The 22,579-nt window shown below is 76.7% G+C and carries 17 protein-coding genes and 1 pseudogene; 8 read left to right on the forward strand and 10 right to left on the reverse strand.

Features of this window, described 5'->3' with window-relative positions:
- Nucleotides 1–11: 11 nt before the first annotated feature.
- Genes AC2TDM_RS15905 through AC2TDM_RS15915 form a run of 3 tightly spaced genes read right to left on the reverse strand, consistent with a single transcriptional unit; the run spans nt 12 to nt 3,240 of the window.
- Nucleotides 12–710 carry an aspartate/glutamate racemase family protein gene (locus tag AC2TDM_RS15905; protein WP_484635269.1) on the reverse strand — a complete coding sequence of 233 codons (699 nt, stop codon included), beginning with the start codon at nt 708–710 and terminating at the stop codon, nt 12–14.
- Nucleotides 695–1,606 carry a hypothetical protein gene (locus AC2TDM_RS15910; protein ID WP_484635270.1) on the reverse strand — a complete coding sequence of 304 codons (912 nt, stop codon included), beginning with the start codon at nt 1,604–1,606 and terminating at the stop codon, nt 695–697. Before AC2TDM_RS15910 ends, AC2TDM_RS15905 begins: the two co-directional genes overlap by 16 nt.
- Complete coding sequence (locus AC2TDM_RS15915) at nt 1,603–3,240, reverse strand: FGGY family carbohydrate kinase (RefSeq protein WP_484635271.1); 1,638 nt, start codon at nt 3,238–3,240, stop codon at nt 1,603–1,605. Before AC2TDM_RS15915 ends, AC2TDM_RS15910 begins: the two co-directional genes overlap by 4 nt.
- Nucleotides 3,241–3,327: 87 nt before the next feature.
- On the opposite strand from AC2TDM_RS15915, the gene AC2TDM_RS15920 reads away from it, so the two are divergent.
- On the forward strand, nt 3,328–4,164 hold the full coding sequence (locus tag AC2TDM_RS15920) for a DeoR/GlpR family DNA-binding transcription regulator (RefSeq protein WP_484635272.1): 837 nt from the start codon (nt 3,328–3,330) through the stop codon (nt 4,162–4,164).
- Nucleotides 4,165–4,216: 52 nt separating this feature from the next.
- Here the strand turns inward: AC2TDM_RS15920 and AC2TDM_RS15925 are convergent, their stop codons facing one another.
- Nucleotides 4,217–4,564, reverse strand: a complete 348-nt coding sequence (locus AC2TDM_RS15925; protein WP_484635273.1) for an STAS domain-containing protein — start codon at nt 4,562–4,564, stop codon at nt 4,217–4,219.
- 169 nt (nt 4,565–4,733) lie between these two features.
- Here AC2TDM_RS15925 and AC2TDM_RS15930 point away from each other — a divergent pair, with 169 nt between their 5' ends.
- The 3 genes and pseudogenes from AC2TDM_RS15930 to AC2TDM_RS15940 form a co-directional block, all read left to right on the forward strand.
- Nucleotides 4,734–6,020: a glycoside hydrolase family 38 N-terminal domain-containing protein gene (locus tag AC2TDM_RS15930; protein WP_484635274.1), complete on the forward strand. Its 1,287-nt coding sequence runs from the start codon at nt 4,734–4,736 to the stop codon at nt 6,018–6,020.
- A 121-nt stretch (nt 6,021–6,141) separates the two neighbouring features.
- Nucleotides 6,142–7,383: an IS256 family transposase gene (locus AC2TDM_RS15935; RefSeq protein WP_484635275.1), complete on the forward strand. Its 1,242-nt coding sequence runs from the start codon at nt 6,142–6,144 to the stop codon at nt 7,381–7,383.
- A gap of 67 nt (nt 7,384–7,450) precedes the next feature.
- Nucleotides 7,451–9,220, forward strand: a pseudogene (locus AC2TDM_RS15940) (alpha-mannosidase); the annotation flags it as partial.
- A gap of 27 nt (nt 9,221–9,247) precedes the next feature.
- On the opposite strand, the gene AC2TDM_RS15945 reads toward AC2TDM_RS15940, so the two are convergent.
- Nucleotides 9,248–9,733 carry a PGPGW domain-containing protein gene (locus AC2TDM_RS15945; RefSeq protein ID WP_090034161.1) on the reverse strand — a complete coding sequence of 162 codons (486 nt, stop codon included), beginning with the start codon at nt 9,731–9,733 and terminating at the stop codon, nt 9,248–9,250.
- Nucleotides 9,734–9,849: 116 nt separating this feature from the next.
- Here AC2TDM_RS15945 and AC2TDM_RS15950 point away from each other — a divergent pair, with 116 nt between their 5' ends.
- On the forward strand, nt 9,850–10,737 hold the full coding sequence (locus AC2TDM_RS15950) for a class I SAM-dependent methyltransferase (RefSeq protein ID WP_484635276.1): 888 nt from the start codon (nt 9,850–9,852) through the stop codon (nt 10,735–10,737).
- On the opposite strand, the gene AC2TDM_RS15955 is transcribed toward AC2TDM_RS15950, so the two are convergent.
- On the reverse strand, nt 10,667–11,170 hold the full coding sequence (locus AC2TDM_RS15955; protein WP_090034159.1) for an ATP-binding protein: 504 nt from the start codon (nt 11,168–11,170) through the stop codon (nt 10,667–10,669). The two genes, AC2TDM_RS15950 and AC2TDM_RS15955, sit on opposite strands and share 71 nt — an antisense overlap.
- Before the next feature lie 391 nt (nt 11,171–11,561).
- Between AC2TDM_RS15955 and AC2TDM_RS15960 the strand changes: the two genes are divergently transcribed.
- Nucleotides 11,562–14,315, forward strand: coding sequence for an alpha-mannosidase (locus AC2TDM_RS15960; protein ID WP_484635277.1), 2,754 nt, complete (start codon nt 11,562–11,564; stop codon nt 14,313–14,315).
- A gap of 29 nt (nt 14,316–14,344) precedes the next feature.
- Here the strand turns inward: AC2TDM_RS15960 and AC2TDM_RS15965 are convergent, their stop codons facing one another.
- From AC2TDM_RS15965 to AC2TDM_RS15980, 4 genes are all read right to left on the reverse strand, one after another.
- Nucleotides 14,345–15,547, reverse strand: coding sequence for a hypothetical protein (locus AC2TDM_RS15965; RefSeq protein ID WP_484635278.1), 1,203 nt, complete (start codon nt 15,545–15,547; stop codon nt 14,345–14,347).
- Entirely contained in the window at nt 15,544–16,080 is a 537-nt protein-coding gene (locus tag AC2TDM_RS15970; RefSeq protein WP_484635279.1) for a sigma-70 family RNA polymerase sigma factor, read from the reverse strand. Before AC2TDM_RS15970 ends, AC2TDM_RS15965 begins: the two co-directional genes overlap by 4 nt.
- Before the next feature lie 84 nt (nt 16,081–16,164).
- On the reverse strand, nt 16,165–17,037 hold the full coding sequence (locus AC2TDM_RS15975) for a hypothetical protein (RefSeq protein WP_484635280.1): 873 nt from the start codon (nt 17,035–17,037) through the stop codon (nt 16,165–16,167).
- Nucleotides 17,038–17,151: 114 nt separating this feature from the next.
- Nucleotides 17,152–19,716 carry a hypothetical protein gene (locus AC2TDM_RS15980; RefSeq protein ID WP_484635281.1) on the reverse strand — a complete coding sequence of 855 codons (2,565 nt, stop codon included), beginning with the start codon at nt 19,714–19,716 and terminating at the stop codon, nt 17,152–17,154.
- Between the two features lie 318 nt (nt 19,717–20,034).
- On the opposite strand from AC2TDM_RS15980, the gene AC2TDM_RS15985 reads away from it, so the two are divergent.
- Entirely contained in the window at nt 20,035–21,420 is a 1,386-nt protein-coding gene (locus AC2TDM_RS15985; RefSeq protein WP_090034149.1) for an ABC transporter substrate-binding protein, read from the forward strand.
- Nucleotides 21,421–21,610: 190 nt separating this feature from the next.
- Nucleotides 21,611–22,513, forward strand: a complete 903-nt coding sequence (locus AC2TDM_RS15990) for a Sir2 family NAD-dependent protein deacetylase (RefSeq protein WP_484636484.1) — start codon at nt 21,611–21,613, stop codon at nt 22,511–22,513.
- Nucleotides 22,514–22,579 lie beyond the last annotated feature (66 nt).

The following is a 22,579-nucleotide window of genomic DNA, read 5'->3' on the forward strand; positions in this document are numbered from 1 at the left end:
GCGCCGACGGGTCAGTCCGCGCCGCGTCCCACGGCCGCGACGAGATCGGCGACCCCGCCCGCCGGCGACGTCAGGACGGGCACGTCGCCCTCCACGCGAGCGGCCGCCCGCGCCATGGACGCCTGCGCGAGGACGACGACGTCCGCCTCCCGCGCGGCCTCCCCCAGGGCGCCGGCGACGAGCGCGTCGGCGCGGTCCTCGTCGCCCGCGGCCCGGGCCTGCGCCGCACCGGCGACGACCCGCGCGTCGACGACGACGGCCGCGCCGGCGGCCTCGCGTTCGACGAGGCGGCCCGTCGGCCCCAGCGTCGAGGCCAGTGTGGCGAGCACCGCCACCCGCCCGCGCGCGCCCGGCGCCGCCGCGAGCGCGACCGCCTCGCGCGCCATCGCCGCGTCGACGCGGACCACCGGGACGTCGACCGCCCCGGCCGCCTCCTCCGCGGCCTCGCCGATCGACGAGCAGGTGACCAGCACCGCCGCCGCTCCCCGCGCGACGAGGTGCGCCACGTGCGCCCGCACCGCCGACCGGACCGCCGGGGTGACGCCGCTCGCGACGGCGGTCGCCAGGAGGTCCGCGTCGACGACGTGCACGCGCGGGGTGCCGGGCAGCGCCCGCTCGAGGTCCGCGTCGAAGCGGGCCGCGAGCGCGGGCACGGTGTGGAGCAGACCGACGGTCACCCGGTCGATGGGCACCCTCACCGTCGTGCCCACGGCGTCGCCTCCGCGTCCACGACCTCGACGAGCCGCTCCAGCCGGGGCACGGACACCGCACGCAGCGCGCCCGGCACGTCGGGCCGCCCGACGACGTCCGACCACAGCGCGCGCCCGGCGAGGAAGCCGCTCGCCCCTCCGCGGCACGCCGCCCGGACCGCACCGAGGAAGTCCTCGTGCCGCACGCCCTGGGACAGCACGACCCACGGCCCGGTCACCGCCTCCCCCAGCGCAGCGCACGCGCGCTCGAGGTCCGCGACCTCCCCCCGGCCCTGGCTCGGCACCTGCGCCTTGTACAGGCTCGGCCGCAGCGGGGACAGCTCCCGCGCGGCCTCGCGGATCGCCGCGTCGAGGTCCCACGTGCCGGCGGCCGTCTCCTCGGGCGTCGCCCGGACGACCGGCTCGAGGACCGACAGCACGCCGCGCCGCGCCGCCACCTCGACGAACCGTCGCGCGAGCTCCACGCGGGCCTCGCGCCGGTCGTCGCGTCGCCACACGACGAGCAGCTTGAGCGCGACCGCCCCGGCCAGGTCCGCGTCGGGGGCGACGACGAGCTCGTCGAGCCCCGTGTCCTCCACCGGGCCGCCCGGCTCCTGCTCGAGCGCGTCCGCCGCGAGCACCAGCCCGCACGTCGCGGGCAGCAGGTCCCGGAACCGCCCCGGCTCGTGCTCGCGGTCGACGAGGAAGCCGCTGGCGAGCGGGCCCAGCGCGCGGGCGACCTCCGTCTTGAACGCCACCATCCCGGCGTGGTCGACGTCGGTCCCGGCCTCCACGAACATCGTGCGCAGGCTCTCGCGCTGGTCCATCGCGACCATCGCGAGGGTGCCGCCGGGGCGGGCCAGGGCGTCGAGGGTGGGAGCGGGAGCGGGCGCGGTGCCGGGCGCGGGCGTGGTCATCGGACCTCCATCGGTCGGTCGAGCACGGTCGTCGGGTCGTCGTCGGGCACGGGCGCCTGCGCCACGGCCACGAAGCGATCGAACGCCGCGTCCTGCACGGCGCGGGGCAGGGGCGGGCCCACCGGGCGCGTGGGCACCGCGGGGACGGGCCCGCCGACGCCGGCCCGGTGCAGCGCGAGCAGGGCGGCGCCGACGGCCACGGGCTCGGCGACGTCGGCGACGCGCAGCGCGGCGGGCGTCAGCCGCGCCTTCGCGTCGAGCCAGGCCGCGTTCGACGCACCCGCGCCGCCGAGGACGACGACCTCGGCGGCCGGCGCACCCGCGAGCCGCCCCTGCTCGCGCAGCATCCACGCGGCGTGCAGCGCGAGCCCCTCGAGGACGGCCCGCGGCAGGTCGGGTCCGGGGTCGCCGACGACCCGCACGCGCGCGGCGGGGTCGCCCGCCGGGCCCTGCCGCCCGGCGGGGTAGGGCAGGACGACGGCGTCCACCGGACGGGCCGGACCGCCGTCGGACGTGGCGGCGACGCCAGGCGTCGTGAGGTCCACGCCGCGCTCCTGCGCCCACCACCGCACGACGGCCCCGCCGGCCGCGCCGGCGACGAGGCCCGGGAGCCCCTCGACCGTGCGGACGGCGCTCATGCCCGCGGCCGCCGCGGCCAGCGGGTCGACGGGTGCCGCAAGGACCGCGCACACCGCCTCGGCGGTGCCGAGGGAGTCGGCCGTCGTCCCCGGCGTGCGCACGCCGGCACCCCACGCCCCGACCGGGTGGTCGTGCCCGGCGACGACGACGGGCGTGCCGGCCCGCAGCCGGGGCACGGGTCCGCCGGCGCGCACGGTGCCGGCGACCTGCCCGGGCCCGGCCACGCGTGGCAGCGCCTCCGGCCGCAGCCCCACCTCCGCCAGCAGCGCGACGTCGAAGCCGGCGGGCAGGACCCCCCCGGCGCCGGGCAGGAGGTACGCGCCGGTGCGTCCCGCGAGCGTGTGGTCGGTGACGAGGGTGCCGGTGAGGAGCAGGGCGACGAGGTCCGCCACCCCTGACCAGCGGTGCAGGGCGGCCCACCGCGCGGGGTCCTGCGCCCGCAGCCGCTCGAGGGCGACGAGGGGCACCTTCGCCGCGAGCCGCACACCGGTGGCGGCCGCGAGCGCCGGCGCGCCGACGCGCAGGGCGAGGCTGCCCACGGGCGCCGCCGCCCCGGCCCGGTGCCCGTCCCACCGCACCCACCCGCCGACGGGCCGGTCGTCCGCGTCCAGCGGCACGCCGGTCTCCGCCATGGAGGCCATGCCCACCACGTCCGGGTCCGCACGGCGGCCGCTGAGCGGCCCCTCCGGCACCTCGGCCGCGTCGAGCACACGGTCTACGAGGTCGCGCAGCGTCGCCGCGAGCCCGGCCGGGTCGGGCGTCGGCGCACCGGCGCCGGCGAGCACGACGACGCGCCGCCCCGCGCCCGGGGCGCCGGACGCCGTCGCGTCGAGAGGGGCGGCGCGGGGGGCGTGGTCGGGCGCGTCGTCGACGACCGCGACGAGCACCGCCTTCGTGTTCGTCGTCCCCACGTCCAGGCCCAGCGCGAGCGGGGTCCCCGGCGGCAGGGGCGGCGTCGTCGATGGCGGCGTCGTCGGTGGCGGCGTCGGATGCACCCCCCAACTGTGTGCGACGTCGCGCACTTTTTCTACGGACTGCGGCCCCTGTGTGCGACCCGGCACAGCCCTGGTTGACTACGGCCCGTGCGCTACTCCGCCGCCCCGGCCCGCCGCGAGGCCCTCTTGCGTCAGCTCGCGGAGAGCGGCTACGTCTCCTCCAGCGGCGCGGCGGCGGCCATGGGCGTGTCCGAGATGACCATCCGGCGGGACCTGTCGCAGCTCGCGGCGGAGGGCCGCGTCCGGCGCGTGGTCGGCGGCGCGAGCCTGGCGACCGGCCCCGAGGGCGGGCCTGGCGACGAGGCCGGCAGGGGCACGGGCGATGACGTCCCCGGCGTGCCCTTCGACGAGCGCCGCACACGGGCGACCGAGGAGAAGAGGGCGGTGGCCGCGGCGGCGGTGCCCCTCGTCGCCGGCGACGCGGTCCTCGCGCTCGACGCGGGGACGACGGTGGCCGCCCTCGCGCGCGCCCTGCCCGCCGGCGTCACCGTCGTCACGCACTCCCTGCCCGTCCTCACCGCCTGCGCGGCGCGCGAGGACCTCGACGTCATCGCCCTCGGCGGCGCCTACCACCGCCAGACCCGCTCGCTGACCGGGCCGCTCACGCGCGCCGCGCTCGGTGACCTGGCGGTCGAGGTGGCCGTGCTGTCCGCGACCGCCGCCGGACGCGCCGGGGTCTTCTCCGCCGACCCGTGGGACGCGGACACCAAGCGCGCGATGGCGGCGATCGCCGCGCGCGTCGTGCTGCTCCTGGACCACTCGAAGCTCGAGGCCCGTGCGCCGATGCGGGTGCTCGGGCTCGACGAGGTGCACACCGTCGTCGTCGACGACCGGGCCAGCGCCGAGCAGCTCGCCCTGCTGCACGACCTGGTGGCGCACGTCGTCGTCGCCCCCACGCCCGGCACGGCGACGAAGGCCGGGTAGCGGGAGGTTCGGTAGCGGCGCCGGCAGGGGTCAGCCTGGGGTGATGTCCGGGTCAGCCCGCGGCGACGGCTCGCAGCGTCGGGACCTGACCGGCGGCGCCGGCCCCGCCCTCCACCCCGGTGCGCGGCAGCACGAGCGAGCCGCCGAACTCGCGGCAGTGCCGGGCGACGGCGTCGAGCGCCGCGCGCCCCGCCTCGTCCGCCACCTCGAGCTCCGTGGCGTCGACGACCACGCCGCCGCCCGCCGCCACGACGAGCGAGCGCAGGGTCTCGCGCAGCGTCGGGCAGGAGTGCACGTCGAGCACCCCGCGGACGGCCACCGCGGTGGGCCGGTCGCCCCGCCCGAGCCCGATGACCACGTCCACGCCCCGCAGGAGGGGGTCGACAGCGGTGTCGCTCACCCCTCGCACGCTAGACCGCTTCTCCGGGGGTGCCCACCCGTGCCGGCCGCCCGTCACCGACCGCCGCGCCCCCTGGTGTTCGGCGACGAGCAGAAGTTAGCGTTCCGCAGCCGAGGACGTGCGGAGTCGAACACCGGCGGTGCGCCACGGCCCATCCCGAGGAGCCCCCGTGCACCGCACCCTGTCCGACGCGTCGGCCCGTACCACCCGCGTCCTGACGCAACGGATCGTCCCCGCCACCTGGTCGCACCGCACCCCGGTCGAGGTGACGGTCGCGCACCTGCCCGGCGAGCCCGAGCCCTTCGCCGAGGCCGTCCGGCACCCGTTCGCGCCCACCGCGGTCGGCGAGCCGTGGGGCCGCCCGTGGGGGACGTCGTGGTTCCGCCTGCGCGGCCGGGTACCGCAGGAGATGGCGGGGCGGCGTGTAGAGCTGCTCGTCGACCTCGGGTTCACCCACGGCGGGCCGGGGTTCCAGTGCGAGGGCCTCGTCTGGACGGCCGGCGGCGTCCCGGTCAAGGGCGTCGAGCCGCGCAACGCCTGGGTGCTCGTCGCCCGCGAGGCGCAGGGCGGCGAGGAGGTCGACCTCTACGTCGAGGCGGCGGCCAACCCGCACATCCCCGGGCCGGCGCCCACCGACCTCGGCGACCCCGCGACCCTCCCGACGGAGCCGCTGTACCGCCTCGCCCGCGCGGAGCTCGCGGTGCTCGAGGAGGACGTCCAGGGCCTCGCGCTCGACGTGCAGGTGCTGCACGGGCTCGCCGCGACCCTGCCCGAGCACGACCCGCGGCGCGCGGCGCTCGAGCGCGGTCTCGGGCACGCGATCGACGAGCTCGACGTCGCCGACGTCGTCGGCACGGCCGGCAAGGCCCGCGCGCACCTGGCCGACCTGCTCGCGCAGCCGGCCACCGCCAGCGCCCACCGCGTCTCCGCCGTCGGCCACGCGCACATCGACTCGGCGTGGATGTGGCCGGTGCGCGAGACCGTGCGCAAGTGCGCCCGCACGTTCTCCAACGTCGTGTCCCTCGCGCAGGACTACCCCGAGCTCGTCTTCGCGTGCTCGTCGGCGCAGCAGTACGCGTGGATGGCCGAGCACCATCCGGCCGTGATGGACGGGATCCGCCGCACGGTCGCGACCGGGCAGTGGGTCCCGGTCGGCGGCATGTGGGTGGAGTCGGACACGAACCTGCCCGGCGGGGAGTCGATGGTCCGCCAGCTCGTGCAGGGCACCCGGTGGTTCGAGCGCGAGCTCGGCGTGCGGCCGCGCGAGGTATGGCTGCCGGACTCCTTCGGGTACTCCGGCGCCCTGCCGCAGCTGTTCCGGCTCGCGGGGGCCGAGGCCTTCCTGTCGCAGAAGATGTCGTGGAACGCGACGAACCGGTTCCCGCACCACACCTTCTGGTGGGAGGGCATCGACGGGACGCGCGTCTTCACGCACTTCCCGCCGGCCGAGACCTAGTGGCGTCCCGCAGAGTGGTGTGCGAGCCCGGCCCTGGTGAGGGCGTCGTCGTAGACGTGTAGGCGGTCACCGCGTGATTCTTCGAGAGACCTACCAAGTCGACTCGAGAGAAGGACCCGCGATGACCGCTGGACCCAGTCTGGACCCTGCCCGCTTCTTGCACGAGCACCTGGCCACCGCCAGCCCCGATCTGCTGCGTGAGCTGCTCGGCGTCTTCATCGACACTCTGATGGGTGCTGAGGCGGACGCGATCTGCGGCGCCGAGTACGGTGCCCGCAGCACCGAGCGGGTCAACACCCGCAACGGCTACCGGCATCGGGACTTCGACACCCGGGTCGGCACGATCGACGTGGCGATCCCCAAGCTGCGCGCCGGGACCTACTTCCCGGACTGGCTGCTGGAGCGCCGACGCCGGGCCGAGGCGGCCCTGACCTCGGTGGTCGCGACCTGCTACCTCCTGGGCGTCTCGACCCGGCGGATGGACAAGTTGGTCGAGTCCCTCGGGATCACCCGGCTGAGCAAGTCGCAGGTCTCACGCATGGCCGCCGACCTCGACGAGCAGGTCGCCGCGTTCCGCACCCGCCCACTGGACGCCGGCCCCTACACGTTCGTTGCCGCCGACGCCCTGAGCGTGAAGGTCCGTGAGGGCGGACGCGTCGTCAACATCGCGGTCATGGTCGCCACCGGTGTCAACAACGACGGGCACCGGGAGATCCTCGGCATCGACGTCTCGACCGCCGAGGACGGCGCCGGGTGGCTGGCGTTCTTCCGGGACCTGACCGCCCGGGGCCTGACCGGCGTGAAGCTGGTGACCTCCGACGCGCACTCCGGGCTGGTCGCCGCGATCGGTGCGACCCTGCCCGGGGCGACCTGGCAGCGGTGCCGCACCCACTACGCCGCGAACCTCATGAGCACCTGCCCTAAGAGCTCCTGGCCGTGGGTCAAGACCATGCTGCACTCCGTCTACGACCAGCCCGACACCGACGCGGTACACGCCCAGTTCGACCGGCTCCTGGACGCCGTCGCCGACAAGCTCCCGGCCGTCGCGGACCACCTCGAGGCCGCCCGGGCCGACGTCCTGGCGTTCACGTCCTTCCCCAAGGAGGTCTGGCGCCAGATCTGGTCCAACAACCCCAACGAGAGGCTGAACAGGGAGATCCGCCGGCGCACCGACGTCGTGGGAATCTTCCCCGACCGCACCTCGATCATCCGCCTGCTCGGCGCCGTCCTGGCCGAGCAGCACGACGAATGGGCCGAGGGACGCCGCTACCTCGCACTGGACGTCCTTGGCCGCGCCCGCCTGACCGCCGTCCCCGACCCGCAGGAGGTCACCCCGCCCCAACTCCCGGCGCTCAGCGCCTAACCAATGAAGGTCACGCGGCAGCCGTCACACACCACGACCGGGGACTTGACCCGAGACCTACGGCTCGACGCTGTCCGCCGCGGAGCTGGCGCACGGGGTCCGCACCTTCGCCGACCACGGCGGCGCGACCCGCAGCCTTCTGCCGTTCGGCTACGGCGACGGCGGCGGCGGGCCGACGCGCGAGATGCTCGAGGTGGCCCGCCGCGTCGCGGACCTTGAGGGCTCTCCGCGCGTGCGGATCGAGAGCCCGGCCGCCTTCTTCGCCGCGGCGCGCGAGGAGTACGCCGACGCCCCCGTGTGGTCCGGGGAGCTGTACCTCGAGTTCCACCGCGGGACGTACACGAGCCAGCACGCGATGAAGGAGGGCAACCGCCGCACGGAGCACCTGCTGCGGGAGGCGGAGCTGTGGTGCGCCACCGCGGCCGTCCGCACCGGCGCGCCGTACCCGCACGCGGCGCTCGACCGGGCGTGGCAGGACGCCCTCCTGCTGCAGTTCCACGACATCCTGCCCGGCTCGTCCATCGCCTGGGTGCACGCCGAGGCCCGCGCCACGTACGCGCGCCTGGCCGCGGAGCTCGAGGCCCTGGTCGACGCCGCCCAGACCGCGCTCGCGGGGACCGGGGACCTGCCGCTCGCCTTCAACGCCGCCCCGCACGCGCTCGACGAGGTGCCGGCGCTCGGAGCCGCCCCCGCGCACCCCGTCACCGCCCCCGTGGCGGTCCGGGCGCTCGACGACGGCGGGTTCGAGCTCGACGACGGCCTGCTGCGAGTGCGCGTCGACGGCGACGGCACGATCGGCGCAGTGCGCGACCTCGTCGCCGGCAGGGAGGTCCTGCCCCCGGGCACGGCCGCCAACGTCCTGCAGCTGCACCCCGACCAGCCCGTGCGGTTCGACGCGTGGGACGTCGACGAGCACTACCGGCACCGGGTGCGCGAGCTGCGCGCCCTCGAGTAGGTCCGCCTCGACGCCGCCGACCCTGCCTGTCCGCGCGTCGTCGTCGAGCGGCGCGACGGCGCCTCCCGGTACGTGCAGACCGTGGCGCTGCCGGCCGGGCGGCGCCGCGTCGACCTCACCCTCGAGGTGGACTGGCACGAGCGCGAGCACCTGCTGAAGGCGGCGTTCCCGCTGGCCGTCCACGCCGACCGCTCGACGGCCGAGACCCAGTTCGGCCATGTCCACCGCGACGCGCGCACGAACACCTCGTGGGACGCCGCCCGCTTCGAGGTCTGCGCCCACCGGTGGCTGCACGTCGGCGAGCCGGGATACGGGGTCGCGCTCGTGAACGCCGCCACCTACGGCCACGAGGTCGTCCGGCCCGGGCCCGGCGACGCCCGCGGCCCCGGCGCGACGACGGTCCGGCTGTCGCTGCTGCGCGCGCCCCTGTTCCCCGACCCGGGCACGGACCAGGGCCGGCACGTGCTGCGCTACGCGCTCGTGCCCGGCGCCGGCATCGACGACGCCGTCGTCGAGGGCTACCGCGCGAACCTGCCGGTGCGGACCCGGCGCGGTGCCGCGCCGGTGGCGCCGCTCGTCGTCGTCGAGGGCGGCGGCGCGGTGGTGGAGGCCGTGAAGCTGGCCGACGACGGTTCGGGCGACGTCGTCGTGCGGCTGTACGAGTCCCTGGGCGGCCGCGGCCGGGTCGTGGTGCGTCCCGGCTTCCCGACGAGCGGCGCCCGCGTGGTGGACCTGCACGAGCGCGACGAGCCTGCCGTGGCGGCGCTGTCCCCGCTGGAGCCGGTGGACCCCGCAGACCCGGCCCGCCGGGCGGACGAGGGGGCGGTCGCGCTGACGATGCGGCCGTTCCAGGTCGTCACGCTGCGGCTGGCGCGCGCCTGAGGGCTGGGCTGGACGGGCGCCGAGGCGTCAGGCGGGGTCGACCCGCTCGCGCCGCTCGAGCCGGGTGGCCCCGGTACCCGGTGCGGCGGGCGACCACGTGCTCGGCGTCCCGCGCGCCGAGCGCAGCGTGACGACGGTCGTCGTCGCCAGCACCAGACCCGTCACGACGAGGATCGTGCCCGTCACCGGGCTCCACACGGTGTCGAGCGGGCCCTCGAGCAGGGGCCACGCGACGTCCTCGACGAGCACCATGAGCGTGCCGACGACGACCATGCCGAGCGCGAACACGAGGCTCGCCCCGGTGCGCACCGGCGAGGCGACCGCGGCCCGCTGGGCCTCCTCCGCCTTGTCCTTCGCGCGCACGAGCAGCCGCCGCGCCCACACGTACTCCGAGGCGAGCACCGCCAGACCGGCGACGATGCCGAGGATGCCCGGGCCGGGCAGCACCATCATGGCCAGCCCGAGGAGGAGGAGGGCGGCACCCACCAGGGTCACCGCGAGGCGTCGCACCATCTGCACGCACGGAGCGTAGGAGGCGCCGCGACCGGGCGCGCGCGCTGGGCCCCGGGGGTGGCGGAGCCCACGCGGCGGGTCTACCGCCGACGCCCGCCGGGGAGGACAGTGGCGGCGTGGACGCCACCGGGCCGGACCGCCGCAACGCCGAGGCGGTCGCGCTCTTCGACCGGGTCGCCGGCACCTACGACGCCGTCGGCGTGCCGTGGTTCACGCCCATCGCGCGGGCGCTGGTCGCTCTCGCGGCGCCGCGCCCCGGGCAGCACGCGGTCGACCTCGGCACGGGGCGCGGGGCGGCGCTCGGACCGCTCGCGGAGGCCGTCGGGCCGACGGGGACCGTGCTCGGGATCGAGCTGGCGGCCGGGATGGTGGCGGCGACCGCGCGGGACGTCGAGCGCCGGGGGGTGCACCACGTCCGGGTGGTGCAGGCCGACGCGACGGACCCGCCGGTGGCCCCCGGCACGGCGGACGTCGTCGTCGCCTCGCTCGTCCTGTTCTTCCTGCCGGACCCCGCCGCCGCCGTCCGGCGCTGGGCGGCGCTGCTGGGCCCCGGCGGCACGCTGGCGGTCTCGACGTTCGGTCCTCGCGACGCCGCGTGGGAGCGGCTCGACGACGTCTTCACGCCGTGGCTGCCGCAGGGGCTCCTCGACGCGCGCACGGCCGGGACGCGCGGTCCCTTCGCGACCGACGACGGCGTCGCCGGGCTCCTGGCGGACGCGGGCCTCGTCGACGTCCGCACGGAGCACCACGCGCAGGCGCTCGACCTGCCCGACCTGGCGACCTGGGAGCGCTGGACCCGCTCGCACGGGCAGCGGCGCATGTGGGACCTCGTACCCGCGGACGAGCGCGACGGCGTCCGCGCGGCGGCCGCCGCGCGCCTCGAGGACGCGCGCACCCCCGACGGCGGCTACCGGCTGGTGCAGGACGTGCGGCTCACGCGGGGTCGTCGGGCCGCGCGTCGGTCGCGTCCGGCGTCAGGGGCGGCGTCACGCCCGGCAGCGTGAACAGCGCCCACACCGTCTTCGACGACCTCTCGCGGTACCAGCCGACGTCGGCGGCGAGGCGCTGCGCCAGCAGCAGCCCGTAGCCGCCCTGCCCGGGTGCGCGCGTGTCGGGGATCGCCGGCGCCTCGTCGAGGTCGTGGTCGAGCACCTCGAGAACGAAGGTGGACCCGTCGGTCCGCAGCCGCACGAGCGTCGGCGGCAGGGCGTGCGCGAGCGCGTTCGTCGCCAGCTCCGTCGCGACGAGCGCGAGGTGCTCCGGCACGTCGTCGAGCGGGACCTCCTCGTCGCGCCCCGCGGCCTCGTTGATGGCCGACCGCAGCCCGGCCCGCAGACCGCTCAGCCCGCCGAGGGAGTCAAGCCGCCACTGCGCCGCGGTCGGCAGCTCCGCCGCCGGGGTCGAGGGCGCCGCGCCCTGCTCCAGCCCCGTGCCCATCCGCCGCCCCCGCCTGCCGTGCCCGCGTACCGGCGCCCTACCGCACCCGCATCCCTCCTGCCCGAGGGTGGCACCACCGTAGGCGGCGGTGCCCCCGGGCCGCGACCGATGGACAGGTTGTCCCCGGTCGCACAACCGTCGTGCTCGATGTGCAGGGACGGACATTCGGTGCCCGGCGGACTTGCGCTCTCCCGCACAACCTGGGAACGATTGCACCTGAGCGGACCGGTCCCGCGCGAGGGCGCACAGGGCGACGCACGAGGAGCGACATGGGCAGCGCAGCGGTGGCGTCGGCATGACCGGCCCCGACGACCGACCGGTGGGCGGCACCCGTCGTCCGAGGGATGGGACCCGGCGCGGGCCGGTCGGCGGCGCACCGCGGAGCGCGCCGGTGGCCAACGCGCCGGCGGGCCGCCAGCCGGCCGACCTCGGCGACGCGCCGCGCCCCGTCGCGACGCCGGACCGGACCATCCACATGATCGGCAACTCCCACATCGACCCCGTGTGGCTCTGGCCGTGGCAGGAGGGCTACCAGGAGGCCCGCGCGACCTTCTGGTCCGCCATCCAGCGGATGGACGAGTACCCGGACTTCGTCTTCACGTGCGACCAGGTGGTGCTGCTCGCGTGGGTCGAGGAGTCCGACCCCGACCTCTTCGCGCGCATCCGGCAGCGGGTGGCCGAGGGGCGCTGGGTGAACGTCGGCGGCTGGTGGGTCGAGCCGGACTGCAACATGCCCATGGGCGAGTCCTTCGTCCGGCAGGGGCTCGTCGGGCAGCGGTGGCTGCAGTCCCGCTTCGGCCGGCCCGCCACCGTCGGCATGAACGTCGACCCCTTCGGCCACAGCGCGTCGCTGCCGACCGTGCTGCGCGGCCAGGGCATGGACTCCTACCTGTTCCTGCGCCCGGGGCCGCACGAGTCCGACCTCGACGGGACGCTCTTCTGGTGGCAGGCGCCCGACGGCTCGCGCGTCCTGGCCTACCGCATCCCCTTCGAGTACGGCAGCGCGCCCGGACCGGTCGACTTCCAGGTCGACAAGTCGCTCGGCCAGCTCGACCGCTCGCTGGGCGACGTCATGGTGCTCTACGGCGTCGGCAACCACGGCGGCGGCCCCACCATCGCGAACATCGAGTCCATCCACCGGTTCGACCGGATGGGCTCCTTCGGCCGCCTGCGGATGTCGGACCCCCGCACCTACCTCGACACGGTCCTCGCGCGCGGCCCGGAGGCGCTCGACGCCCTGCCCGTGCGCGCCGACGACCTGCAGCACCACGCGCCGGGCTGCTATTCGGCGCACTCGGGCATCAAGGCCTGGCAGCGCCGCGCCCAGCACGCCCTGCTCACCGCCGAGCGCTGGGCGGCCGTCGTCGCGGTGCACGACGAGGTGCCCTACCCGCGCGCCGAGCTCGAGGGCGCGTGGAAGCAGGTCCTGTTCAACCAGTTCCACGACGTGCTGCCCGGCTCGGCGATCGAGTCGGCGTACGACGACGCCCGGGACCAGCTGGGCGCGGCGGTGGCGGTGGCCAAGCGCGTCGTCGTCCGCGCCCACAACGTGCTCGCCCGGCAGGTCGACGTGCCGTTCGAGGAGGCGTCGCAGCCCGTCCTCGTGCTCAACCCGCACCCCTGGCCCGTGTCCGCGGACGTGGAGCTGCACCACGGCTCCGTCACCGGCGCGGTGCACGTCGTCGACGACGAGGGCGCCGCCGTCGTCTCCCAGCCCGTGCAGTCGCGGGCGACGACGAACCAGACGGGCCGTGGCGCGCTCGTCTTCCGCGCCGAGGTGCCCGCGCTGGGCTACCGGCTGCACCGGGTCCGGTTCGCGCCGGAGCCGGCCGCCGGCCCGTGGAGCGCCGGTCCGCCGCAGCCCCTGCACGTCGACGAGGGCGTGCTGGAGAACGACCTCGTGCGCGTCGAGCTCGACCCCGTCACGGGCTGGCTGCGCTCGTACCTCGTCAAGGCGACGGGCCTGGACGTCGTGGCCGGCACGGCCGGCGCCCCGCACACCCAGGTCTGCGCCGACCCCACCGACACCTGGGGGCACCGGGTCGTGTCGTACGCCTGGCCCGGGGAGGACATGGCGACGACGCGCGTCGTCGTCCGCGAGCGCGGCCCCCTGCGGGCCCGGCTCCGCGTGGAGCGCGCCTGGGGCGGGTCCACGCTCGTCGAGGAGCTCGTGCTCGACCACGACTCCGCGGTGCTGCGCGTGGACGCCACCCTGGACTGGCACGAGCCCGCGCACCTGCTCAAGCTCCGCTTCCCCACCGCGCTGGCGTCCCCGCGGGCCCGGTTCGGCATCCCGTTCGCGGAGGTCGAGCGTCCCGTCGACGGCGCGGAGGAGCCCGCGCAGGGCTGGGTGGACCTGACGGGGACGCTCGACGGCCGACCCGCGGGGCTCACCGTCGTGATGCGGGACAAGCACGGCTGGGACGTCTCCCCCGGGGAGCAGCCGAGCATCGGCGTCACGGCCGTCCGCAGCCCCGTCTACGCCTGGCACGACCCCCGCCTCCTGCAGGGGGAGGACGTGTACACCTACCAGGACCAGGGCGTGCAGCGGTTCGCCTACGAGCTCGTCCCGCACGACGGGGACCGGCACGCGGGCGACCCCGCCCGCCGGGCCGAGGAGCTCGGCCAGTCCGTGCGCGCGCAGCTCGAGTCCTTCCACCCCGGTCCGCTGCCGCGGCGGCGCTCGTTCGCCTCCGACGGCGGCGGCGCCGTCATGGTGACGGCGCTCAAGGGCACCGAGGACGCCACGGACGGCCCCGGCGGCACGGACCTCGTCGTGCGCGCGCTGGAGACCCGCGGCACGACCGCGCACGCGCGGCTGGAGCTGCCCCTCGTCGGGCGGACGATCGAGGCGGACCTGACGCCGTACGCGGTGCGGACGTGGCTCGTGCCCGCCGACCGGTCGCGGGACGTCGTCGAGGTGGACCTCGTCGAGCGGCCGCTGGGCACGGCGCCGGGACCGGACGGCGACGACCCCGCCGGTGACCGCGCCGCCGCCCGGCGGGACGCGGCGCCGCCCGGGGAGGTCCCCGACGACGCGGGCGCGCTGAGCCTGTCCGAGCGGGTGCTCTCGGGCGGCGTCACGGACCCGGCGGACCGCCGCGACGGCGAGCCGGCCCCCGTGCCCGACGCGCCCCTCGCCTGAGGCGGGCGCGTCGGGCACGGCCGCCAGCCTCAGGGCGTGTACTGGCCGACGACCTGGACGACGACCCCGGCGCGCACGTCGACCCAGAACCACGACGACCCGAGGCGGCTGCTGCCGCCCTCGCCGCACCCGTCCGCGGCGTCGAGTCCGTCGGCCAGGGCGGGCAGGGAGGTCGCGACGAGCTCCATGCCGCCGCCCCCGGGCTCGCACACGCCGGTGACCACCACGTCGGGCGCGAGCGGCAGCGTCCGGACGCGCTCGACGTCGTTCACGATCTCGAGCCCGTTCGGCGCGTACACCTCGGCCGGGTCCGCGCCGGGCGACGCGGCGCGGGCCCGGTCGTCGGCGTCCTGCCCGGCGTACAGGATCGCGATGTCGACGTCGATCGTCCCGGCGGCCTCGTCGAAGGACCTCACCATGGCGAAGAAGTCGCCGTCCTCGAGCACGTCGCCGGACGCGGACGCGTCGGAGGTCAGCGCGGTCCTCCCGTCGGTGCGCATGACGAACGGGTCCTGCAGCGGCCGCGCGGCGATCGCCTCCTCGACGGTGGGCGGCGGCGGGGCCGCAGCCGTGGTGGCCGGCGCCGCGGGAGCCGCCGCCGTGAGCTCGACCGGCACCGGCGCGCTCACGAGCGTCCCGGCCGGGTCCGCCACCACGAGCACGAGGTCGTACCGACCGGCCGGCAGCGGGTCGGCCCCGGCCGGCGCCCCTGACGAGGCGCAGGCACCGAGCCGGACCTCCGACCCGGACCTCGCCGCCGTCCCCGAGCCGGCTGCCCCGAGCGCGCCCCGCGCGTCGCCGGTCCCGACCACGGCGCCCCCCTGCAGCGCCACGAGCGTGACCGACGACGGCGCGGGCACCCCGGTCCCGGACGCGGGCGTGCCCGCCACCCGGACGGGCTCCCCGGCGACCGCGGTGCCGGGTGCGTCGAGGACGAGCGCACCCCCGGGCGTGGCCGTCGGCGCGGCGTCACCGCACACCGGCGCCCCCGTGGCCGCGCTCGCCGTCGGGGTCGGGTCCGCCGGCGCGACGGTGCTGGGCCGCCCCGCGAACGCCAGACCCGTGACGACCATCGCGCCCACGGCGACGCCCGTCACGGCCGTCACGGCGGCGGCCCGCCCGGCCCGTCGCCGCCGGCGCCGCGCGAGGACCCGGTCGACCGGCAGGGGTGCTGCGGCCGCGGACGCGTCGTCGGCCAGCTCGCGCAGCGCCCGGCCCAGGTCGCGGCTCATGCGCGGCTCCTCTCGTCGTCGTCGTCCTGGGCCGTGGGCGCCAGGGCGCCGAGCTGCTCCTCCAGCCGCCGGGTCCCCGTGTGCAGGTACCGCTTCACCGCACCCTCGCTGACGCCCAGCTCCCCGGCGATCTCCGGCACGGACAGGTCCTCGTAGAACCGCAGGACGACGCACGCGCGCTCACGCCGCGGCAGCGTGGCCAGCGCGGCGCGGACCGCCACCTGGGCGGTGACGCGGTCCGCCGCGTCCGGGGCGGGCCGGTCGCTTTCGGCGCCGAGCCGCGGCAGGAGGTCCTGCCACCGCCGCCGGCGCCGGTGCCCGTCGACGAAGGTCGTGAGGATCGCGCGCCGGACGTACGCCTCGGCGAGGTCGAGGTCCACGCCGTCGCGCGCGCGGACCACCGTCTTGACGAGCGCGTCCTGCACCACGTCCTCCGCCTCGCCCATGCGGCCCGTGAGCAGGTAGGCGTACGCCACCAGCCCGCGGCCGCGCTCGCGCACGAGCGCGGCCACCACCTCGTCCCCCGCGTGCACCCGTCCCCCTGCTCCCGACCGCTCGCCCGTAAAACCACCCACGTGCGCGCCGCTCCGCGCGCGGACCCTACGACGCCGACGTGCTCAGCAGCCGCAGTAGCGGCCCTCCACCACGACGGAGGAGAAGTTCGCCGTGTCGTCGAACAGCACGAGCCAGCCGCCCCCCTCGAGCACGAGGAGCATCTCGTGACCCGAGGGCACCGAGGTCGCCGACTGCCACAGGGGCGTGCGCCCCGCGGCGTCGTAGACGACGACGTTGCCGTCGCGCTGCAGCACGGCGTAGGCGCCGGGGTGCCCGGCGGTACCGGACTGCCAGTACGGGCGTCCGTCGAGCGTGAGGACGAGGTTGCCGTCGCCCTGCATCGTCAGGGACGAGTCGTGCGCCTGGGGATCCGTCGCGTCCGCCACGTCGACGAGCGCCTGCCCCGGCAGGAGCGCCGGGTCGGTCGTCGTGAGCACCGTGCGGCCGAAGGACGTCCCCGACTGCCACCGCGCCGTCCCGCTCGTGTCGTAGACCACCACGTTGCCGTCCGTCTGCAGGACGAGGGCGGCACCGGGCCCCCCGGCGGTCCCCGACTGCCACAGGGCGTGCGTTCCCGCGGCGTCGTAGACCACGGCGTTGCCGTCACGCTGCACCGCGAGGTAGGCCCCCGGGCTGCCTGCCGTGCCCGACTGCCACACGGGCCACTCGTCGAAGGGCTCACCGGCCTTCGAGCCCGCGAAGGTCGCGTACGCGACGAGGTTCCCGTCCCTCTGCATCTCCAGGCGCAGGCCGGTGACCCCGAACCCGACGGTGCTCGTCACCGCCTGCGACAACCCCTGCCCGGCCGTCAGGGTCTCGCCGGCGACCAGGCCGGCGGTGCCCGCGGCGCCGGCCGCGGCGGGGGCGACGGCGGCGGCCAGGCCGGCGGCGAGGGCGAGGATGGTCAGGGCGGACAGGGTGCGGCGCAGGGCCATGGTGTCTCCGGGTCGGGCGGTGGGCCGGACCGTCCGACCTCGACGCCAGGACGACCACCGGACGCGGATCGTTGTACGGCCCGGCCCGCCGGCGCCGCGGTTCACCCGGTCGGCTCAGCGGGGTGGGGTCAGCACCACGTCCGCGAGGCCGTGACCCGGCACCTCCACCGCGTGGGCCGGGCCGTCGGCCCACCGCACCGTCGCCGCGACGGGCGCGTCGCCCGGCGCCCGCAGCCGCACGCGCACGGACCCGTCGGGCAGCGGGCGCAGCTCCGTGTGCACCTCGTCGGCGGGCGCCACGACGAGCCCCGTCGGCCCGACGAGGGCCGGCGCGGCGTCGACCGCCCGGGCCTGCAGCGGCAGCGCCAGGTCCCGTCCGTGGTCGGCCACGTCCACTGCCGTGAGCCCGTCCTCCGCGACGGTGAACCGGTAGCGGTAGGCGCGCGTGGCGTCCTGCGTCGCCTGGAAGTTCGTGAAGTGGAGGTTGTTCAGCAGCCAGGAGTACAGGTGGCCCGGGCCCCGGTCGAGGTCCGCCACCCATTCCCCCGTGCGGATCCGCCCCAGCTGCACGAGCGGCGCGTCGACCGTGCCCCACAGCACCGCCGGCCCGGCGCCCGCGCGGGGCACCACGCCCACCGCGTGCTGCACGGAGTACCAGTCGCGGCTCGTCGCCGGCAGCTGCTCGTCGCCCGCGGTGAACACGGCCCCGGCCGTCTCGCAGCGGAACGCGGCGTCGGGCACCGCGAACGGGAACGCGACGTGCAGGCTCTCCGGCCCGGTCACGGGCGGCTTGGTCAGGGCGACCTCGAGGTCGACGAGGTCCGTGCCCTCGTGCAGCACGAGGCGCACGCGGGTCGGCGGCAGCCCCGCCGGCAGCCCGGGCGCCACCGCCGCGAGGTCGAGCGCCCAGGCGATCGCGGCCCAGCCGTCGCCGCGCGTCACCTCGGGCTCGCCGGTGCAGGGGACGACCACGCGGTCGAAGGCCGGTCCGGGGTCCTCCGGGCGGAACCGCTTCGGCTCGCGTGGGAACGGGTGCGCGGACCCCACCGGCAGCCGCTCGACGACGAGCGCGCCGAGCGGGGCGGGCGCGGTGTCGTCGACGAGCTCCGTGCCCGTCGGCCCGTGCCGCAGCGACACGACCCCGCCGCGGCCGGGGTCGACCTGCGCGTGCCAGGAGCCCAGCGCGACCGCCCGCGCCGGCCCGACGACGACGGGGTCGGCGGGCACGGGCAGCGCCGCGACGCCGAACGCCGGGACCGTGACGACGGCCCGCACGCGCCGCGCGCCCGCCACCTCGACCTCCACGGGCGCGGTCCGCTCCCGCTCCACGGGGTTGACGACGACGAGCCGTGCGGCGTCGCCGGCGGCCTCGGGCGCGGCCGGGGTTCCGTCGACGTCCCCGGGCTCCGCGGGCGCGGCGGCCAGCAGCCGGCCCAGGCCCTCGACCGCCAGGTCGCGCGCCAGGTCCCACGCCTCGTAGACGAACGCCTGCTTCGCGGTCCACGCGGAGTGGCTCAGCGTCGAGGCGGGCTTCGAGAAGGACTCCCACGAGCCCCACGTGTGCTCGTCGAACAGGAGCAGGTCCTCCTCCACCAGCGCGAGGTCCCGCTCCACGTGCGCGGCGTCGCGCAGCCGCCACGGCAGCCGCCGGTAGCCGACGACCTCCGCCGGCACGGGCGCCGGGCCGCCCCGCAGCCTCGCCAGCCCGTGGCTCGCCCCCGCCGCGAGCGCGAAGGTGCGCGCCTCCCGGTGGACGCTCAGCTCCCGCGCGGTCGACCCGTGGCCGTGCGCCCACCAGTCCGACCACTCCCCGTGCAGCACGGGGACCGCGTCGCCCGCCGCCCGCGCCTGGGCCTCGAGCACGTCGAGCGCCTCGTCGACGGTCGCGGTGCGCATGGGCACGTCCGGGTGCCGCGCGTTCCAGTGCCGCACGACGTCCGTGAAGCGCGCGGTGGGCCACCGGTTGTCGTTGCCCGCGTGCACGAGCGCGGTGGTGAAGGGGTGGTCCCCGCGGGCCTCGAGCCCGGCGACGAAGGCCGTCACCGCCGCCTCCGCCTGCTCCACGCGCCCGTCGACGATCCCCCACTCCTCCCCGACGCCGTAGTGCGTCGACAGCCAGACGAGCACACGCGCGCCGGAGACGCCCTCCCACCAGAACGCGGACGGCTGCGGCAGCGGCGGCCGTCCGTGGTCGGGGTTGAGGGCCATGAGCAGACGGGTCAGCCCCGCCCGGCGCATGCCCTCGACCACGCCCCACGCGATGCCGTTGACGTCGCCGTGCTGCTCGGTGCGCACGTCGATCCCCGCGGCGCGCAGGGTGCCGAGGGCCTCGTAGCCGGCGTCGAGCTCGGCCGCCGACGGCAGCGTCGTGGCGTTGAGGTAGCCGCCGGTCACGCCGACGCGACCCGCCCGGACCAGGCGCCGCAGCCGCGCCACGTCGCGCTCGTCGGCACCGGCGACGAACCGCAGCACGGGCCGCGCCACCTCGAACGTCCAGCGGAACGCGTCGGGCGCGCCGGGTCGGGCGGGGAGGTCGTGCCCGGCAGGGAGGTCCGTCTCGGCGAGGTCGAGCACGACGCCGACCTGCTCGAGGTGCGCGGCGTCGACGAGACGAGGACTGTGGGTGTAGCCGACGTCGTGATGGGTGTGCGGGAGCAGCAGGACCTCGCGGACGCGCATGCGGTCGACCTCCGTCGGGACCGTCGTCGGGCATCCCAGCAGTGCGGGTGCAGCATCGGCGAGGAGCGCGGATGCGGCCGGGGTGTGGCATCGATGCCACACCCACGCTAGCCCCTGCTCGCCGCCCGCCGCAGGGGCGAAAGGCGACATGGCAGGCGTGACCGAGCCGTGACCGCTAGCGTCTTGTCGGGCCCGGGACCGGGCACTAGCGTCGAGCGATGTGGGATGGTTACCACCCTCCCGGCCTCGACGACGACCGCGGGGCCGGCCGGTGACGGCGACGACGCCGGCCGCCTGACCGTTCGAAGGAGAACGCTGATGAGGAAGAGCGCACGCGCCGCGATCGTGCTCCTGCCCGTGACCGCCCTCGTGCTGACCGCCTGCGGCGGCGGCGACGCGGGTGAGGGCGGCGGAGGCGGGGGCGGCGGCTCGGCCGAGTTCACCGACGCCGCGCCCAGCGGAGCGCTGAACGCCTGGGGCTTCGAGAACGCGGACGACGTGGGCCAGTCCCGCCTCGACCACGCCGAGGAGCAGCTCTCCGACGTGGACATCCAGCTCGACGCCACCGCCTTCGACGCGCAGAAGTTCACCACCCGCATCGCCAGCGGCGACGTGCCGGACGTGGTCCAGATGGACCGCCGCTACGTCACCACGTACGCCGCGCAGGACCTCATCGTCCCGCTGGACCAGTGCTACGAGGCGCGCGGCGTCGACCCGCGGGAGCAGTACTACCCCTCCGTCGTCGACGACGTGACCTTCGAGGACCAGGTCTGGGCGGTGCCGCAGTTCTACCAGCCGCCGGCGATCATCTTGAACAAGCGCGTCATGGACGCCGCGGGGGTCACCAACGAGGAGATCGACACCTCGCAGCCGGAGGTCCTGCTGGGCGCGATCGAGAAGATGTACGAGGAGTCGGGCGGGGTCCCCACGACGCTGGGCTTCGACCCCGTCGCCACCGGCCAGGGCGGCCTGTGGGTGCTGGGGCAGGGCGGGCGGCTGAACGACGAGGCGGGCGTGCCCACGCTGGACGACCCGGCGAACGTCGCGGCGCTGGAGTACCTCAAGCAGATCACCGACGCCCAGGGCGGGTTCGCCCAGGTGAAGAGCTTCACGGACTCCTTCGACACCTTCGGCGACAACAACCAGTTCGTCACCGACCAGGTGGGCGCCCAGGTGAACGCGCAGTGGTACCCGAACGTCCTCGGCCCGTACGCCGACCAGATCCAGATCGAGGCCGTGCCCTTCCGGGACAAGGACGGCAACCCGTTCTCCGTCGCCTCCGGCACCGCCTTCGTCATCCCCGCCGGCGCGCAGAACCCCGACGCCGCGTGCGCGTGGATGATCAACCTGACGTCCCAGGACGCCTGGCTGGCCGCCGGCGAGGCGCGCGCCGCGACGCTGGAGGAGAACGGCGGCATCAACACCGGCCTCTTCACCGGCTCCCCCGCCGCCGACCAGGCGATCCGCGAGCAGTACGTCGGCGAGAGCGGCAACGCGAACTTCGACCAGGTCATTGGCACCTACTACGAGGTCGTCGGCGACGGCAAGACGTTCGGGTCCTCCCCCGCCGGGCAGGACATCCAGAACGAGCTGAACAACGCCATCACCGCGACGCTGCTCGGTGACAAGACCGCCGAGGAGGCGCTGGCCGACGCGCAGGAGGCCGCGCAGCGCGCCTTCGACAACGTGGGCGGCGGGTCCTGACCGGAGCCTGACCCGTCGGGGCACCGGCCGCCCGGTGTTCCGCGCGACGACGAGGGGCGGAACCGTGCGCACGGCGCGCGGGTCCGCCCCTCGTCGCGTCCGGTCCCTCGTCGCGTCCGGTCCCTCGTCGCGTCCCGGCCCTCGTCGCGTCCGGGTCCGGCGGCCGACGTACGGTGGTCGGGTGCGACAGGTGCGGACGAGCGCGGGGCGGCCGGTGCCGGACGTGCCGTCGCCCGCCGCGGGTACGTTCGACGACGTCGTGGAGGTGCTGACGGGGCGGCGGATCGCGGTGCTCACGGGCGCCGGCGTCTCCACCGACTCGGGCATCCCCGACTACCGCGGCCCCGGGTCGCCGCCGCGCAACCCGATGACCTTCCAGGACTTCGTCGGGGACCCGGCCTACCGGCGGCACTACTGGGCGCGCAACCACGTGGGCTGGCAGCACGTGGGCCGCACCGCGCCGAACGCCGGGCACCGCGCCCTGGCCCGCCTCGAGGCGCGCGGCGTGGTCACGGGCATCGTCACGCAGAACGTCGACACGCTGCACGAGGTGGCCGGGTCGCGGCGGGTGATCGACCTGCACGGCCGCTACGACCAGGTGCTGTGCCTGCGCTGCGGCACCCGGTACGCGCGCAGCGAGGTCGCCGAGCGGCTCGAGGCGCTCAACCCCGGCTTCGCCGCCCGCGTCGCGCCGTCCGACCCGGAGATCGCCCCCGACGCCGACGCCGTCATCGAGCAGACGGAGGGCTTCCGCGTCCAGGACTGCTGGGCGGCGGACCCGGACGGCGGCCCGGGACCCTGCGGCGGCATGCTCAAGCCGGACATCGTCTACTTCGGCGAGACGGTCCCCCGCCCACGGGTGGACGCCGCCTACGCGCTCGTCGACGCCTCGGACGCGCTGCTCGTCGCCGGGTCGTCCCTCGCGGTGCAGTCGGGGCTGCGGTTCGTCCGGCACGCGGTGGCCGGAGGGCTGCCCGTCGTCGTCGTCAACCGCGGGGCGACGCGCGGCGACGCCCTGGCGACCGTGACGCTGCACGCCGGGACGAGCGAGACGCTGGCCGGGCTCGACGCGGTGCTGCCGACGCCGACCTGACGCCCGACGACCACCGGGGCCGCCGCTCCCGCCCGGGCCGGGAACACGTGCGGGCCCGGCCGGTGT

Source organism: Cellulomonas sp. plas2, assembly GCF_057221735.1.